Annotated in this window: 13 protein-coding genes and 1 riboswitch; of the genes, 6 read left to right on the top strand and 7 right to left on the bottom strand. The window is 60.9% G+C overall.

Annotation, left to right across the window (positions count from 1 at the left end):
* Positions 1-18: 18 nt before the first annotated feature.
* From plsX to WH91_RS16510, 5 genes are all read left to right on the top strand, one after another.
* Positions 19-1,089, top strand: coding sequence for a phosphate acyltransferase PlsX (plsX, locus tag WH91_RS16530; RefSeq protein WP_046172098.1), 1,071 nt, complete (start codon positions 19-21; stop codon positions 1,087-1,089).
* The gene (locus WH91_RS16525) at positions 1,086-2,063 is read left to right on the top strand and encodes a beta-ketoacyl-ACP synthase III (protein WP_046172097.1); all 978 of its coding nucleotides are present in this window, start codon (positions 1,086-1,088) and stop codon (positions 2,061-2,063) included. Before plsX ends, WH91_RS16525 begins: the two co-directional genes overlap by 4 nt.
* Positions 2,064-2,303: 240 nt before the next feature.
* Positions 2,304-2,615, top strand: coding sequence for an integration host factor subunit alpha (locus WH91_RS16520; RefSeq protein WP_046172096.1), 312 nt, complete (start codon positions 2,304-2,306; stop codon positions 2,613-2,615).
* 25 nt (positions 2,616-2,640) lie between these two features.
* Positions 2,641-3,096 carry a MerR family transcriptional regulator gene (locus WH91_RS16515; RefSeq protein ID WP_046172095.1) on the top strand — a complete coding sequence of 152 codons (456 nt, stop codon included), beginning with the start codon at positions 2,641-2,643 and terminating at the stop codon, positions 3,094-3,096.
* A 25-nt stretch (positions 3,097-3,121) separates the two neighbouring features.
* Positions 3,122-3,607, top strand: a complete 486-nt coding sequence (locus tag WH91_RS16510) for a hypothetical protein (RefSeq protein WP_046172094.1) — start codon at positions 3,122-3,124, stop codon at positions 3,605-3,607.
* A gap of 88 nt (positions 3,608-3,695) precedes the next feature.
* On the opposite strand, the gene WH91_RS16505 is transcribed toward WH91_RS16510, so the two are convergent.
* The 6 genes from WH91_RS16505 to WH91_RS16480 all read right to left on the bottom strand — a co-directional run bounded on the left by WH91_RS16505 (position 3,696) and on the right by WH91_RS16480 (position 12,001).
* On the bottom strand, positions 3,696-4,667 hold the full coding sequence (locus WH91_RS16505) for a DMT family transporter (RefSeq protein ID WP_046172093.1): 972 nt from the start codon (positions 4,665-4,667) through the stop codon (positions 3,696-3,698).
* Positions 4,668-4,769: 102 nt separating this feature from the next.
* Positions 4,770-4,911, bottom strand: a riboswitch (FMN riboswitch).
* 650 nt (positions 4,912-5,561) lie between these two features.
* On the bottom strand, positions 5,562-7,574 hold the full coding sequence (locus WH91_RS16500) for an aldo/keto reductase (protein ID WP_046172092.1): 2,013 nt from the start codon (positions 7,572-7,574) through the stop codon (positions 5,562-5,564).
* A gap of 171 nt (positions 7,575-7,745) precedes the next feature.
* Positions 7,746-8,825 carry an ABC transporter ATP-binding protein gene (locus tag WH91_RS16495; protein ID WP_046172091.1) on the bottom strand — a complete coding sequence of 360 codons (1,080 nt, stop codon included), beginning with the start codon at positions 8,823-8,825 and terminating at the stop codon, positions 7,746-7,748.
* A gap of 30 nt (positions 8,826-8,855) precedes the next feature.
* Positions 8,856-9,734: a carbohydrate ABC transporter permease gene (locus WH91_RS16490; RefSeq protein WP_082102224.1), complete on the bottom strand. Its 879-nt coding sequence runs from the start codon at positions 9,732-9,734 to the stop codon at positions 8,856-8,858.
* The gene (locus tag WH91_RS16485; RefSeq protein ID WP_046172090.1) at positions 9,731-10,627 is read right to left on the bottom strand and encodes a carbohydrate ABC transporter permease; all 897 of its coding nucleotides are present in this window, start codon (positions 10,625-10,627) and stop codon (positions 9,731-9,733) included. Before WH91_RS16485 ends, WH91_RS16490 begins: the two co-directional genes overlap by 4 nt.
* Positions 10,628-10,726: 99 nt before the next feature.
* Positions 10,727-12,001, bottom strand: a complete 1,275-nt coding sequence (locus tag WH91_RS16480) for an ABC transporter substrate-binding protein (protein WP_046172089.1) — start codon at positions 11,999-12,001, stop codon at positions 10,727-10,729.
* 132 nt (positions 12,002-12,133) lie between these two features.
* Between WH91_RS16480 and WH91_RS16475 the strand changes: the two genes are divergently transcribed.
* A complete protein-coding gene (locus WH91_RS16475; protein ID WP_425285343.1) occupies positions 12,134-13,024 on the top strand; it encodes a helix-turn-helix domain-containing protein in 891 nt (296 codons plus the stop codon).
* A 217-nt stretch (positions 13,025-13,241) separates the two neighbouring features.
* Here WH91_RS16475 and WH91_RS16470 read toward each other — a convergent pair whose 3' ends face one another.
* Positions 13,242-13,733 carry an LLM class oxidoreductase gene (locus tag WH91_RS16470; RefSeq protein ID WP_046172088.1) on the bottom strand — a complete coding sequence of 164 codons (492 nt, stop codon included), beginning with the start codon at positions 13,731-13,733 and terminating at the stop codon, positions 13,242-13,244.
* Positions 13,734-13,830: the final 97 nt, after the last annotated feature.

The following is a 13,830-nucleotide window of genomic DNA, read 5'->3' as shown; positions in this document are numbered from 1 at the left end:
GGCACAGAACAGGCTGAAATGACCGATACAATAACGATATCAGTGGATGCCATGGGCGGGGACAACGCTCCTCGTGCGGTCATCCACGGAGCCTCTCTGGCCCTGCGCGAACACCAGAACACACGATTTATCTTTCACGGGCGGCAGGAGCAGATCACTCCGCTGCTCGACGAATTCCCGGAGCTGAAGGCTGCGTCCACGGTCCGGCACAGCGAAGTCGTCATCGCCATGGACGAGAAGCCCAGCCAGGCCCTGCGCAAGGGTAAGGGTACATCGTCGATGTGGATGACCATCCAGGCGGTCAAGGACAAGGAAGCCGATGTCGCGATTTCCGGTGGCAACACTGGCGCGCTGATGGCGATGTCGACCTTTTGCTTGCGACCGATGGCGGGCATTTCCCGCCCCGGTATCGCCGCCATCTGGCCGACCCTGCGCAGCAACATCATCGTGCTCGACGTGGGAGCCACCATAGGCGCCGACGCCCAGCAACTGGTGGACTATGCCATTCTTGGTTCAGCGCTGGCGCGGTGCCTGTTCGATGACGACGCCCCGACCGTCGGGCTGCTCAATGTGGGCACCGAAGAGGTCAAGGGGCTCGACTATATCAGGGAAGCCGGCAAAATCCTGACCGATGCGAGCGGTCATGGCTTTACCTACCACGGTTTCGTTGAGGGCGATGATATCGGCAAGGGCACGGTAGATGTTGTCGTCACCGAAGGCTTTGTCGGCAATATCGCCCTCAAGACCGCCGAGGGAACCGCGCGGCAGGTTGGGACTTACCTGCGCAATGCACTCAATTCCAACCTGATGAGCAAGATCGGCGCCGTATTTGCTATCTCCGCGCTCAAGGCCCTGCGCCGCAGGATGGACCCGCGTACGGTCAATGGTGGCGTGTTCATGGGCCTCAACGGCATCGTGATCAAATCGCACGGCGGCACCGACGAGATCGGTTACAAAAGTGCCTTGAACCTCTCCTATGAGATGGCCCGAAGCAAGCTGATCGACAAGATCGGCGAGACCATGACACGCTTCCCGATCAAGGCAGCGCTACCCGTAATCGAAGACGAACCTGAGGCGAAACCGGCGTGACCAGAACGCGTACCATCATCCGTGGCGTCGGCGGCTATCTGCCTGAAAAGGTGCTGACCAACGCCGAACTGGCGACCATGGTCGACACCTCCGACGAGTGGATCCAGCAGCGCGTCGGCATCAAGGAACGCCATATCGCTGCCGAAGGCCAGTTCACCTCCGACCTCGCGGTCGAAGCGGCCAAGAAGGCCATGGCCGCAGCAGGCGTGACGCCGGATGACATCGACCTGATCATCGTCGCCACGACCACTGCCGACTACACTTTCCCGGCGGCCGCGACGCTGGTGCAGATGAAGCTTGGCATGCATCACGGCATGGCCTTTGACATCCAGGCGGTGTGCTCGGGCTTCGTCTATGCTTTGGCGACGGCTGACAGCTACATCAAGAACGGCCTCGCCACGCGTGCTCTGGTGATCGGCGCCGAGACCTTCTCGCGTCTGCTGGACTGGACCGATCGCACCACCTGCGTGCTGTTTGGCGACGGGGCAGGGGCTGTGGTCGTCGAAGGCGTCGAACTGGCCGACGATGAACCAGAACGCGGCATCCTCGCTTCGGCTTTGCGATCCGATGGTCACCACTGGGACAAGCTCTATGTCGATGGCGGGCCATCGACCACCGGCACCACCGGCCATGTGCATATGCAAGGCCCCGAAGTGTTTCGCCACGCGGTCGGCAAGATCACCGACGTGGTTTATGCGACGCTTGAGAAGACTGGTTACACAGTGGCCGATCTCGACTGGTTCGTGCCGCATCAGGCTAACCAGCGCATCATCGAAGGGGCGGGCAGGAAGCTTGGACTGCCATCCGAGAAGGTGGTGATGACCGTGGCGCTGCATGCCAATACGTCAGCCGCTTCCGTGCCGTTGGCACTGAGCGTCGCGGTTGCCGATGGCCGCATCAGGCAGGGTGACCTCGTGATGCTCGAGGCCATGGGCGGTGGCTTCACCTGGGGCGCCTCGCTCATTCGCTGGTAGGACCGGTTTCACCTCATTGACCTTAACCGTTTCAAGGCGTTAGTGTCTTTTGGGCGGAGGAACGCAGCGCCCGAAAATGGACCGCACGAGGGTTTGTGACGGTCGATGGCGCTGAACGAATGGGAAAATTCCCGCGCTATGGCTTGCCTCGAATATGGGGCGGGCCGTCAGCAACTTTGATCGGGGACATTGGGTTGTCCCGCGTGGGGATTTGTACCTTTCGGCAACACGGGGGTTCGAATGACGCAGAAGACCATTACGCGAGCCGATCTCGCAGAAGTCGTTTACGGCACGGTTGGCCTGTCTCGCACCGAGTCGGCAGAACTGGTGGAACGGGTTCTCGAATTGATCGGGGACGCCCTTATCACTGGCGCCAACGTCAAACTTTCCTCTTTCGGGTCCTTCCAGGTCCGCTCCAAGAACGAGCGCATCGGCCGTAACCCGAAGACGGGTGAAGAGGTGCCGATCCTGCCAAGGCAGGTTCTTGTGTTCAAACCTTCCAATGTGTTGAAGTCCAAGATCAACAAATCTATGGTTCGTACTGGAAAATAAAGCCATCCAGCGAGTCTAAGCCTTCGTGGACAAGTCTCCAGACGCATTCCGCACGATATCAGAAGCTGCCGATGAGCTGGATTTGCCTCAGCACGTCCTGCGCTTCTGGGAGACTCGTTTCGCGACGATCAAGCCGCTGAAACGCGGTGGCGGGCGACGCTATTATCGCCCTGAGGACGTCTTGCTGCTGCGCGGCATTCGTCATCTCCTGTACGATCAAGGCTTCACCATCAAGGGCGTGCAGCGCATCCTCAAGGATCAGGGTAGCCGCTATGTGATCGCGGTCGGCGAAGGCAAGCCGCTCGAAGATATCCTGCCGATGATCGAACAGGCGGAAGCCGCTGGCGACGAGGCTGAAATCGAAGAGGCGGTAATGCTGGCTAACCCTGGCCTCGACCGCGAGTCGCGTGACAAACTCTCCGGTGTGCTGCGCGAACTGCTAGAGTGTAAGCGCATTCTTGAGCGTGCTCGGGAAAACTGAGCCGCCTGCGTGCCGGATCTGACCAATGAACATTCTCCGCATCATACTGGCGGGACTGGCGTCGCTTTCGATTGACGCCGCCGTTGCGCAGGAGACCACCGCTCAGGCCTTGGCCGTCGATGGCAGTTGCGATCGGCTGGTCATTGCTGGCGAAGACCTCAGCGCGGAATGCGGCACTGCGCTCGTGCAGATTCTCGAAGGCGGCGTTGTCGATGTCTTTGTCAGCACAGGCGGGCAGGGCCTTTTCGGTCTTGATGACCCGGAGCGGATGGTGATTTTTCGCGGGCAATCTACGGAAGCCGGAGGCGCCTGGATCGATCATCCGGTGCAATTCGTACTGCTCGGCACCCGCGCCAGCGATACCCTCGATACGCGCGACGTTTCCGGAACCTGCAGCTATGAAAACCCGGCGGACGGCGCGGCGTTGATTGCCTGTGACGCGACCGACAAGGCCGGCGAGAAGTATAGCCTCAGCTACCGAACTGACGGCTTGCCGCCGTTGGCATTCTGATCCCATCAACACCGCTCCTCGCGATCACCATAACCGCAATCGGCTTGGCGGGGATAACTGCTCCCGGCGAACCGGGAGCAGGTGTGGCCTAGGCCATGCTAAGGGCCGGGCGTTTTTGGCCTTCGGCCCAGAAAATCAGCAGCGAGCCGGCAAGCACCAATGTCGCGCCGGGCCAGAACAACACCGATGGCACCTGGCCAAGGGCGACCCAGCCCAACAGGCCGCCGAGCGGTACCTTGAGGTCGCCGAACGGCTGCAGGTAGGTTGCGTCGGCCAGCTTGTAGGCAGTGCCGAGCAGATATTGCGCGGCAGCGGTCAGCAGGCCAAGCAGCAACAGCAGCCCCAGGGCAATGCCCGATGGCAGGGCGAACGGGAAGCCGGTGGCAATGCCGGCCGGCAGGACGGTAGGAGCCAGCCAGGCGAAGGCGTTAACTGCCAGGAGGATCAGCAGGTGGTTTGGCGTCATCAGAACCAGCAGCGAAATAGTCAGGGTTTCCGGCGGTTCTTCGCGCGAGAGGTATTTGGTCAGGATGTCGGTGCCTGCCCATAGCGCCGAGGCGACGATCGGCACCAGGGTGGTCCAGCCCGGCCCTTCAGCCCCGACGCCGGAGACAATGACAGCGCCGGCAAAACCCATCAGGGCCGCAATGATGCGGATGGGCGTGGCGCGCTCTCCGAGAAAAATCGTCGAGCCCAGGATGATGAAAAGCGGGCCGGTGGCCAGCAGCGTCACCATTTGCCAGATCGGCACGCCTGAGGCGAAGCCGTAGACGAAGACGTGGACGCCCAGCGCCGAGACGAAGGCACGCACTTGATGGGCCAATGGGTGGTGGGTGCGTAGCTTGTCGATGCCGATGCGTAGGATCAGCGGCAGCGCCAGTAGGGACGCGATGACATATTGCCAGAACGCCATGCCGGTGGAGCTCATGCCGAAGCCACCGTATTCCGCAGGCGTTGGCAGCACCGATTGCAGTACGTTGCTACCGGCGAAGACCACGGCGGCCGTGACCATGAGTAGCGCCGCGGTGCCGGCATTTTGGGTAGAGGAAACCTGGTTCATGTGAAGTCCTTTCCGTAACCAGTTTCCTCAGGGTTACGGGAAGTCTCGCCGCAGCCAGTGCCCGCACCCAAAAGGATACGGACGTGCGCTAGCCAGCGTTGGTCCCGTTCTCTTTCATCCGGACTATACCGTCGGCCCCGGAATCTAACCGGATCTGCTGACCTTGATTTTCACCAAGCGCTCGCGGGCTTGACGTTGCCGCCTTACCGCCGGTGGGGAATCGCACCCCGCCCTGAGAACTATGCGGAACTATCGTACCGCGACGATGAAGATAGGGCAGGGGCTGCCGCTGGGCAAGTAGACACACGGGTGTAACTGTGCGTCGTTTGTGAACAATGCAAAATGTTTATGCGTGCGGAAGCGCCGCCTGGCTGCGGTTATCAAGGTGAGCGATGGTGGCGAGGCGACTGCCTCGGGGTAGGGTAGTAGGAAGTGAGGCAGTTGCCTCGCCACCAAGTCGGGATTTGTCGTGGGTTGGGATCGTGCTGGCCATTATCGCAGACCAGCGCGCCCGATTTCCCCGCACGCAACAGGAGCGACCTCCCATTCCCGGCAGTCTCCACGCTCGTCACTCGTCATGACTAGCTCTGTTGTGAAGATGGGGGGAGTATGCGGGAGGCGGCGGTGGGTGGGGATAAGTTTTGTTGAGGGGGAGCGGCTGGAAGAGTTTTTGTTGGGGTACCCCCACCTAGCCTCCCCCTGATGAGGGGGAGGGACTTCATCGAGTCTGAGGCAACATCTAAGCTCAACCACCGGCCAGATTCCTCCCCCTTTTCAGGGGGAGGTTAGGTGGGGGTATTCTTGCTTGCTGCCATTGGCCGCTTGTGCCGGGTTGAGAGTGGCCCTCGGGTCTGGCCCGAGGGAGAAAGCGTGGGAAATAGAGCCCGGAGGCTTCTACCCGTTATCGAGCCAGTTGACCTGATCCGGCGTCAGCTTGATTTCGAACGCCTTGAGGCTGTCATCCAGCTCACCCAGCGTGCGTGGTCCGATCAGCGGGATGGACGGGAAATCCTGGGCCAGCACGAAGGCCAGGGCGATGTGGATCGGGTTGTGTCCGAGTTGCTTTGCGAGCTCGATGGCGCGGTCGCGGCGGGCGAAGTTCTTGTCATTGTACCAGCAGCGGACCAGTTCTTCGTTGTCGAGCTTGTCGCGACCGGCGCGGTCGGTGAAGAAGCCGCGGCCCTGGCTCGACCAGGAGAAGTTGGTGACCTGACGGGCCTTGAGCCACGCTTTCCACTCGTCGGTAGACGCGGTGACGCAGCCATCCCAGATCGGTACCAGCATTTCGCTGAGCGCGAAGTTGTTGGACAGCGCCTGCGGCTTGGTCTTGCCGGTGCGCTCGGCATAGGCAACGGCTTCGTCGAAGCGTTCCTTGGTCCAGTTGGAACCGCCGAACGGCCCGCGAATGCGGCCGTTTTTGACTTCGGCATCCATGGCATCGACGAATTCACCAACCGGCACTTCGAGATTATCGCGATGCATGAAATAAACATCGAGATAGTCGGTCTGCAGGCGGTCAAGTGACTGGGTCAGCTGCTTGGCGATGACGTCGGGATAAACCAGCGGGCTATGCGCGCCCTTGCCGATCAGCACGGCGCCTTCGCGGGTGCCACGGCTCCGGTGCCATTCGCCGAAAAGCTTTTCGGTGTAGCCCGAGCCATAGACGAAGGCGGTATCGAAGATATTGCCGCCCTTTTCCCAGAACGCATCGAGCAGAATGGCGCCTGAGGCGAAGCTGCGGAAATCCTCGAAGCCGAGCGCGACGGCGGAAGCCTGCTTGCCAAGGCCCGGAATGGAGCGCTTCGGAATAACGCCGGTATTGGGGCCGAGCTTGCGGTTATCCAGCGTATTGACGCGGTTGGCTGACTTTTCGACCGAGTATTCGATGCCGGCATCCTTGCGCCAGGCGTCGAGGACGCGGGCATTGCCGAGGCTGTCGGCCCAGCTCATGCCCGGTGCCGCGAGTTCCTGGCGCTTGGCGAAGATCGCTTCCGCAGCCGCATCGGCCTCGAAGGAATAGACGTGGCGCTCCTCGTTGACGCTGATCGTCTCGGTCTGGCCGTTCTTGACGATGTCGATGCGCCCGACACCCGTGGTGCGGTCGCCGCCGGCAAACCAGAAGTCCGGCACTTCGATGCGGCCTTCCGAGCCGTGGATGCGCAGCACGTTATCGAGATTGGCCATTACAGCGCAGGACACCTGGGCGACGATGCCGTTCTCGAAAGTGAGGACAGCGGCGGCCCAGTCATCGGTGCCCTCGGCGTTGAGTTTGGCGGTGCCGGCAACCTTGATGGGATCGGCAAACGGCTTGCCCATGGCGGCGCCGGCGATGAAGCGGGACATCGAGACGGGGTAACCGCCGACGTCGAGAATGCCGCCGCCGGCGAGTTTTGAGGCAAACAGGCGATGTTCGGGCTGGAACTTGCCCATGTTGAAGCCAAAGCTGGACTGAATCATGCGCACTTCGCCGATGACGCCCGACTGGATCAATTCGGCCAGCTTGGCGGCCTGCGGATGCAGCCGGTACATGAAAGCTTCGCCAGCGAATGTGCCGGCCTTGCGATGCGCGTGGAACACCGCGTCGATCTCGAAGGACGAGAGGGCGAGGGGCTTTTCGACTAGCACATGCTTGCCCGCTTCTGCCGCCTTGATCGCCCATTCAGCGTGGCCGGTGTGGGGCACTGCAATATAGACGGCGTCGATTTCGGGATCGGCGAGCAGGGCGTCATAACCATGCACGACTTTAGCGCCCGGGAAATCGGTGGCGAGGCCCGGCTTGTTCGGGTCGCGCGTGGCAACTGCGGCGAGCACGCCATGCTTGGAGCCGGCGACGCCGCCCTGGAAAGCCTTGGCAATGCTGCCTGGCCCGATGATGCCCCAGCGGATTTTTTGATCGGTCATAGTCATATCCTTCAAGTGGACACCAAGTGGCTGGTGTTCCTGATCGTCGTGAAAACTCCGCGCTGCGCTCGGACTTGGTCCAGGCGACTTTCTCAGCGCGGGAGGGTGGCGAGGGGCCCTCGGGTCAAGCCCGAGGGAGACGCCGGTGTTTGGGGATGGCCATCTGGCCATCCAGAGCTAACGGATGCGCTGGCCTTTGCTGTCGAACAGATAGGCCTGGTCGGCACTGATCGAGACCACGATGCGATCCTCGCCGAACTGGTGGCGGGATTCCTCGCGCTCGATCACCAGCGGTTCGACGCCGGAATTGGCATAGACATAGCTGGTCGAGCCGAGGTGTTCGGCGACATCGATCTTGAGCGTAACGTCGGCATCGCCCGCGCCTGCTTCGCCGAAATGTTCGGCTCGGACGCCCAGTGTGACCTTTTCGCCGACCGTGCCGCCGGTAGCTGGAATGCTGAGCCGCGTGCCCTGGTGGTTAATTAGTTCCACCCTGACGCTGTCGGCTGATTTATCGACGACGGTTGCGGCCAGAAAATTCATCTTGGGCGAACCGATGAAGCCGGCGACAAACTGGTTGGCCGGGTTGTCATACAGCTCGAGGGGCCGTCCGACCTGCTCGACCACGCCTTCGCGCAGCACGACGATCTTGTCGGCCAGCGTCATGGCTTCGACCTGGTCATGGGTCACGTAGATGATCGTGGTCTGCAGTTCCTTGTGCAGCCGCGCGATCTCGATGCGCATATGCACGCGCAGTTCTGCATCGAGGTTGGATAGCGGTTCGTCGAACAGGAACACTTCGGGCTGGCGCACGATGGCGCGACCGATGGCGACGCGCTGGCGCTGGCCACCGGACAGCTGCTTGGGCAAGCGATCCATCAGTGGGCCAAGCTCGAGGATGCGCGCGGCCTCATCGACTTGCCTCGCAATATCGGGCTTTGACACGCCGGCGAACTTGAGCGCAAAGCCCATGTTTTCGCGCACCGTCATATGCGGATAAAGCGCATAGGTCTGGAACACCATGGCGATGCCGCGCTTGCTCGGATCGACATCGTTCATTCGCTCATCGCCGATCAGCAGGTCACCGGCGGTGATCTGTTCGAGGCCGGCAATCATCCGCAAAAGGGTCGATTTACCGCAGCCAGAGGGGCCGACGAAGACCACGAACTCCTTGTCGGCAATATCGAGGTTCACTCCCTTGATCACCTCGAGCGATCCGAACGCCTTGCGGATTTCGCGCAGTTTCAAACTAGACATGACTTAACTCTCCAACTGGCGTTCAGCAGGCTATTTGACAGCTCCCAGCATGCCTTCGACGAAGCGGCGCTGGAGCAGGAAGAAGATGACGAGGGTGGGCAGCGTGGCGAGCACGGTGCCAAACAGGATCATGCCGTAATCGGGCGTATAGGCCGAGGTCAGCGCCGAGAGGATCAATGTGATGGTCTTGTTCTCGGCGGTTTGCAGTACGATCAGCGGCCAGAGATAATTGTTCCAGTTGGTCATGAAGACGATGATGGTCGCGGCCGCGTAGGTCGAGCGCATAACCGGCAGGTAGACGAACAGGAAAATCTGCCACTCCTTGAGGCCGTCGATCTTGGCGGCGTCGCGCAGCTCGCTGGGGAAGGCCTTGGTGGCCTGGCGGAAGTAGAAAATGATGAAGATCGACGCCACGGTGGGCAGGATCACCGACGCGAAGGTGTTCACCAGTTTGGCCTGCGAAAACATCACGAACAGCGGCACCATCATCGCCGCAAACGGGATCGACAGCAGCAGCAGCAACAGCCCGAAAATGCGTTCGCGGATTTTCGAGCGGAACATCTCGAAGCCGTAACCGGCGAGTGACGAGATCGCCAGCGTAAGGGCCGTGGCAACAACGGCGATGAACCCCGAATTCCAGAAGATGCGGGGCGCGTCGACCTGGGCGAAGAAAGTCGCGGCATTGGTCAGCAAGGCGCCGCCGAACCACGCCTTGCCCTTGATGATTTCGGCAGAAGTATTGGTGGCGCCTACCATCATCCAGAAGAACGGGAAGATCGACAGGAAGGCCGCAACGCTGAGCAGGACATAGACCAGGCCGCGACGGGCCAGCGCCCAGGCATTGCCGGGTACGAATGCTCTTGCGACGGGCCGTGCAGCGGCCCCTGCTATCATCGGGGAGACGGTCATTGCTTGATCTTCCGGTCACGCGCCACGAGGAATTGCAGGAAGGTCAGGATGCCGACCAACACCACGATGACCCACGAGACGGTCGCCGAGTAGCCGAAGCTGGGCATGAACTTGAAGGTCAGGTTGTAGATGTAGAGCGACAGCGTGACCGTCGAGTCGGACGGGCCACCGGTGCCGGCGGTGAAGTTATACACCTCGTCGAACAGCTGCAGCGTGCCGATGGTGGAGATCACCGTGGTGAACAGGATCACCGGCTTGAGCATCGGGATGGTGAGGTATCGGAAACGCGCCCATGCGGGCACGCCGTCGATGCGGGCGGCTTCATAGATCGAGCGGTCGATGTTTTGCAGCGCCGCCAGGTAGAAGATCATGTTGTAGCCGGTCCAGCGCCAGGTGATGGCGATGATGATGGCGACCTTGGCCCAGAAGGGGTCGCCGAACCACGAGATCGGCGAGGCGATGAGATGCACCGCCATAAGCGCCTGGTTGAAGATGCCGTCGGTGGCGAACATTGACTTGAAGACGGTCGAATAGGCGATCAGCGAGGTGACGCAGGGCAGGAAGATCGCAGTGCGGAAGATACCGCGAAAGCGCAATGTGGAATCGTTGAGCGCGACGGCGAACAGCAGCGCCAGACCGATCATGATCGGCACCTGGAAGATAAAGAAGGTGAAGGTGTTGCCGAGGGCACGCAGGAACACAGGGTCCTTGGTCAGCCTTACGATATTGGCAAAGCCGCCGAAGCTGAGATTCATCCCCTTGCCGACCTGGAAGCTCATCCAGAGCGACCAGACGATGGGGTAAATCATGAATAATCCGAGCAGGATCAGAGCCGGGGCAATGAATGCCCAGCCGGTAATCTGCTCCCTGCGATCAAGTCGCGCCTGTGCCAATTGTCACCCTCCCCGGTGTTGTCGTCATGGCCAATCGGGGCCGGGTGCCATGAGCACCCGGCTGAGAAAGCGGGCCTGAACCCGCTTCCTTCCGTCAGATTACTGCATCTGCTGCGTGGCCTGGTCGTTGATCGCCTGCAGGGCGGCGTCGAGATCGCCGCCCTGGATGATCGTGGGGAGCTGGGCCTGGAGGGCAGCATCGACTTCCGCAGTGAAGACGCCGTAGCCAACGCTTGGAATCTGGCTCAGCCAGGTCGAGAAGTCTTGCCAGACAGGCGCGCCGCCGAAGAACTCGTCGGTTGCCTTGTAGGCTTCGCCTTCACGAGCCGCGAGCAGCGAGCCAACAGCGCCTTGGTTGACGAGGATCTTCTGGTAGAAGTCGATGTCGCCAGCCCAGACGGTCTTCAGGAAATCGACGGCTTCAGCCTTGTTGTCCGAAGAGGCCAGCACGTACCAGCTGGAACCGCCCTGGTTGGAGGCGTTGACCGAGCCTTCGATGTCGAGACGTGGAATGGGCGCAACGGCCCAGAGACCGGACTGATCGGCATTGGCCTTGATCGTCGCAGTGATCCAGACACCGACTGGAACAGTAGCAACTTCGCCCGATGTGAAGGCGCCGGTATATTCGGCCCAGCCGGACACTGGCTTGACCAGATCAGCCTGATAGAACTTCGCGTAGGTTTCGAGCGCCTTCTTGAGTGGGGCGTTACCAATGATGTTGAGACTGCCGTCCTCGTTGAAATACCAAGTTCCGGCCTGCTGCATCATCATGCGGATGAGGCCGGAGTCGTTTAGATCCAGATCGAGCAGCTGATGCCCAGTCTTTTCCTTGACCACGGTACCGATCTCGACAAGGCGATCCCAGGTGATGTTGTTGAGGTCTTCAGCGGTGAAGCCGGCTTCCTTGATATAGTCGGAGCGATAGAACAGCCCGGTGACGCCCGAATCGAAGGGCAGGGAATAAGACTTCCCGTCCAGAGTGGCTGCCGCGACCTTATATTCGGCGAAGGCCGACATATCGATCGAGTCCGAAAGCGGTTCGAAGGCGCCGGGGAAGGACTGCAGATACTTTTGAGCAACGTCGTCCTGGATGAGCACGATATCGGGCAGGCCATCAGTGCTACCTGCCAGTAGCTGCGTCTGCAGCTTGGCACGGATATCGTCTTGGCTGGCGGTGTCGTCGACGACGACAGTGGCGTCGGGCTTTAGCGCCGTGTAGCGGCTGCCGGCTTCACGCATGGCGGCGCCGTTGAAATTTGCGTCCCATACCCAGACCGAGATTTCGCCGGCCGAAACAGCCGCGACGCTTAGAAAGCTGACGCTGGCCATGGCGATGCCAAACATGCGGCCGCGCCGCGAGATAATGCGGTTCATAACAGTCCTCCCTTTTCGTTTGCTCTTATGCCGAGCGCTTCCTAAGCTATGCTTCTGGCGCAGGGCGTCCATCCCAAAAGGCATGAAGAGTTGGCGGAAAGTAAGATCGCTGAAAAGTCGTACTACGAGCCCATGGCGAATGGGGTCGAACGCCTGCCGACAGAACTGCAGATGTTCCTCGCATCGCCCCTGGTGATGCGAGCCGCGCACTGGCACGCGCAGGTCGAGGTAAACTACATCGTCCGCGGCTGGGCCCACTATAAAATGAGTGGCCACGACGTGCGCTTCGACGCCGGAGACTTGGCGCTTTTCTGGGGCGGGCTGCCGCACTGGCTAGACGACGCTTCCGATGACCTGATCTATGGCGGCGGTCATCTGCCGTTGGTGCATTTCTTTCGGCTGCGCCTGCCGCAGAATGTGCAATCGCGGCTGATGCAGGGCGCCACACTGGTCACCAAGGCCACCGATGCCTCCGACCCACTGAACTTCGAGCGCTGGAATGAATACGCTCGCTCAGGCGACACGATGAAGGCCAGCATGGCGGTGGAGGAACTCCTGCTGCGTATCGAACGCGTGCGCTTCAACCCCTACGATTTGCTGCCGGGACCGGCTGCGGTGGTGAGTGCGGTAGATGGGCTGGACCTTCATTCTTCGCCCATCGTGGTGCGGATCTGCGATTTCATCGCCGACAATTTCCGCGAGGAGATCGACTCCTCCGATATTGCCCAAGCGGCCGATATCCATCCAAAGTACGCGATGAACGTGTTCAAAAAATCGACTGGCATGACGCTGAACGATTATGTGAACCTGATGCGGCTGAGCTATGCCCAGGCCTTGCTGATGCAGGACGACGCCAATGTTTTGCAGGTGGCGATGGACAGCGGCTTCGGCTCGCTCAGCGCCTTCAACAAGTCGTTCCGCAAGATCGCCGGCATGTCACCCAGCGATTTCCGTCGAGACGTGCGCTGCCGACCAAGTGCGGCGCCCATCGTGCGGACCAATGCTACCGCGCCGATGAACTAGGCAAATGTGGCGTGCTGCTCGACCCGCGCGCGCGTAGGCGGCCTGAGCGTGTGGTGCTATGTTTGGCGTTACCTGCCCCTGCGCGCCGGTACGTCCAGTCCGAGATGCGACCGCAGTGTAGTTCCCTTTTACTCCTTCCGGAATAAACCGTGCTGCTGCAGGATTGGCACGACGTCGCTGAAGAACAGGCTTGACCCCTCGGGATGAAATGTCGGCATCACCACATAGCCGTCGCAGACGTCGGCCAGGAAGCGCTCGGCCATCTGGTCGGCGATCTGCTCCGGGCTGCCGGTGAGCGTCCAGTGGCCGCCGGAGCGACCGGTGAGCTTGACCAGTTCACGCAGCGTCCAGCCGTCGTCAAGGCGCCGGCCTGGAACAGCACGGGCCAGCCCTGCGGTGGGCGCTGGATATTCAGCGGGCCGCTGACATCGAAAAACTTGCCATGGAAATCGGTCGGCAGGATATCGGAGCTGTCGCCGAAGACGCCGCTGGCACGGTCGATCTTCAGCGTCTGCTCATCCCAGCTATCCCAAAGCCGCTTGGTGATCTCGACAAACTCGGCAGCCTGCTCGTACCGCACGTCCTGGTCGGGCAGAGGCGCGGCGCCATAGCTTTTCTCGCCGGTCGCAGAGGTTATGATGTTCCAGCCGGCCTGCCGCCCGACGAGCGATCCAGCTAACCGCTTGAGATGCACAAAATGCGCCGACATGGCCGTTCGATTTTGGCGGCGCTACGTTTCGGCCTCTTCACATCTTCATGAATGACGCATTCAAAGGATATCGGAGGCTATGGAGCCCTTGGCGACC

Source organism: Devosia psychrophila, from assembly GCF_000971275.1.
Classification (GTDB): Bacteria; Pseudomonadota; Alphaproteobacteria; order Rhizobiales; family Devosiaceae; genus Devosia; species Devosia psychrophila.
The sequence above is the reverse complement of the archived record's forward strand: the minus strand, read 5'-3'. Positions and strand labels throughout refer to the sequence as shown.